The 2,148-nt window shown below is 75.0% G+C and carries 1 protein-coding gene; it reads right to left on the minus strand.

Annotation, left to right across the window (positions count from 1 at the left end):
• Positions 1–2,148, minus strand: a 2,148-nt coding sequence (locus tag GTW67_RS03690; RefSeq protein WP_161163350.1) for a type I polyketide synthase, incomplete at both ends; no start/stop codon positions are given.

A 2,148-nucleotide genomic window follows, 5' to 3' on the forward strand; every position in this document is an offset into this window, starting at 1 on the left:
GGTCTCCAGCAGCAGCCGCTGCTGCGGGTCCATCGCCAGCGCCTCACGCGGCGAGATGCCGAAGAAAGCCGGGTCGAAGTCGCCGGCCGTATGCAGGAAGCCGCCCTCACGGACGTAGCTCTTGCCGTCCGTGTCCGCGTCCGCGTCGTACAGTCCTTCCGCGTCCCAGCCGCGGCCCTCGGGGAAGCCCGAGATGGCGTCCTGGCCCTCGGCGAGCAGGTGCCACAGCTCCTCGGGGGTGCCGACGCCGCCCGGGAAGCGGCACCCCATGGAGATGATGACCACGGGGTCGTCGTCCTCGCCGGTGGCACCGACGGGGAGGGCGGGAACGGTGGGGCGTGCGGTGTCCTCCTGGCCGGTCAGTTCCTCGTGGAGGTGCCGGGCCAGGGCGGCGGGGGTCGGGTAGTCGAAGACGAGGGTGGAGGGCAGGCGCAGACCGGTGACCGTGGTGAGCCGGTTGCGCAGCTCGACGGCCGTCAGGGAGTCGAATCCGAAGTCCTGGAAGGCCCGGCCCGGTTCCACGGCCTCCGCCTCCGCGTGGCCCAGGACCGCGGCCACGTTCCGGCGTACGACGCTCAGCACGAGCCGTTCGCCGTCGGCGGCCGAGACGCCTGCGAGCTGTTCCCGCAGCTGCGCGGGGCCCGCGTCCCGGGCGGTGTCGGCGGAGCGGCGGTTCATGGGCCGCACCAGGTCACGCAGCACATGTGGCACGTCACCGCCGCGGCCGGCCTGCGCCGTGTCCAGGCGCATCGGTATCAGGACGGGCGCGTCCGCCGCGCAGGCGGTGTCGAACAGCGTCAGGCCCTCTTCCGCGGACAGACCCAGCACCCCGGACTGTGCGATGCGTCGCAGGTCGGCACCGGCCAGGCCGCCGGCCATGCCGTCGCCCAGGTCCCACAGACCCCAGGCGAGGGAGAGGGCGGGCAGGCCGGCGGCGCGTCGGCGCCTCGCCAGTGCGTCGAGGAACGCGTTGCCGGCGGCGTAGTTGGCCTGGCCCGCGGTGCCGAAGGTGCCCGCGGCGGACGAGAACAGCACGAACGCCGACAGGTCGAGCGTCTCGGTCAGCTCGTGGAGGTTGACCGCGGCGGTCACCTTCGGACGCAGGACCGCGTCCACCCGTTCCGGGGTGAGCGAGTCGATGACGCCGTCGTCGAGTACACCGGCGGTGTGCACCACGGCGCGCAGCGGACGGTCGGCCGGAACGGCCGCCAGGACGTCCGCGAGCGCCGCCCGGTCCGCCACGTCACAGGCCGCCCAGGTGACGGAGGCGCCGGCGGCCGACAGCTCCGAGGCCAGCGCTCGGGCGCCGTCGGCGTCGCCGCCCCGGCGGCTCATCAGCAACAGGTGCCGGACGCCGGCCTCCGTGACGAGATGGCGTGCGACCAGTCCGCCCAGCGTGCCGGCGGCGCCGGTCACCAGGACGGTGCCCTGGGGGTCCCAGGTCGCCGAAGGGGCCGGTGCCGTCTCGGTGGTCCTGACCCGGTCCAGGCGCAGGGCCAGCAGGCTCCCGCCCCGGACGGCGACCTGGGGCTCGCCGCAGGACGCGGCGGCGGCCAGGAGCGACAGGTCCTCGGCGGTCAGCTCCGACGGCCGCCCCGACTCGGCGGCGGCCGTACCGGCTTCCAGGTCGGCCAGCAGGAAACGGCCCGGGTGCTCGGTCTGCGCGGTCCGCACCAGCCCCCACACGGCGGCCGCCGCGAGATCCGCGACGTCACCGGCGTCCTCGACCGTCACCGCACCACGGGTGACGATCAGCAGCCGCGAGCCGGCGAGACGCTCGTCGGCCAGCCAGCCCTGGATCAGGGCCAGGGCCCGGTGTACGGCGTGCCCGACCTCGTCGGCGCGCACACCCGGTGCGGACGGCAGCACACAGGCGACCAGTGGAGGCACGGCCGCGCCCTCTTCGAGCGCCGCGCACAGCGCGTCGACGTCCTCGTGGAACGAGGTCCGGTCGAGAGCTTCCTCCGCCCACGCGTCCCGGGATGCCAGTCCGGCGCCGCCCAGCAGGACGGGCGCGGGCCCGGCATGCCGCACGGGCGCCTCGGCACCGGGTACACGGCTCCAGCCCAGCCGGAACATCGACCGGTGCAGCACACCGCCCGCGGCGCTGATCTGCTCGGCGGAGACGGGACGGGTCACCAGCGAGCA

The sequence above is a fragment of the Streptomyces sp. SID5910 genome, from assembly GCF_009862125.1.
In the GTDB taxonomy this organism is placed as follows: Bacteria; Actinomycetota; Actinomycetes; order Streptomycetales; family Streptomycetaceae; genus Streptomyces.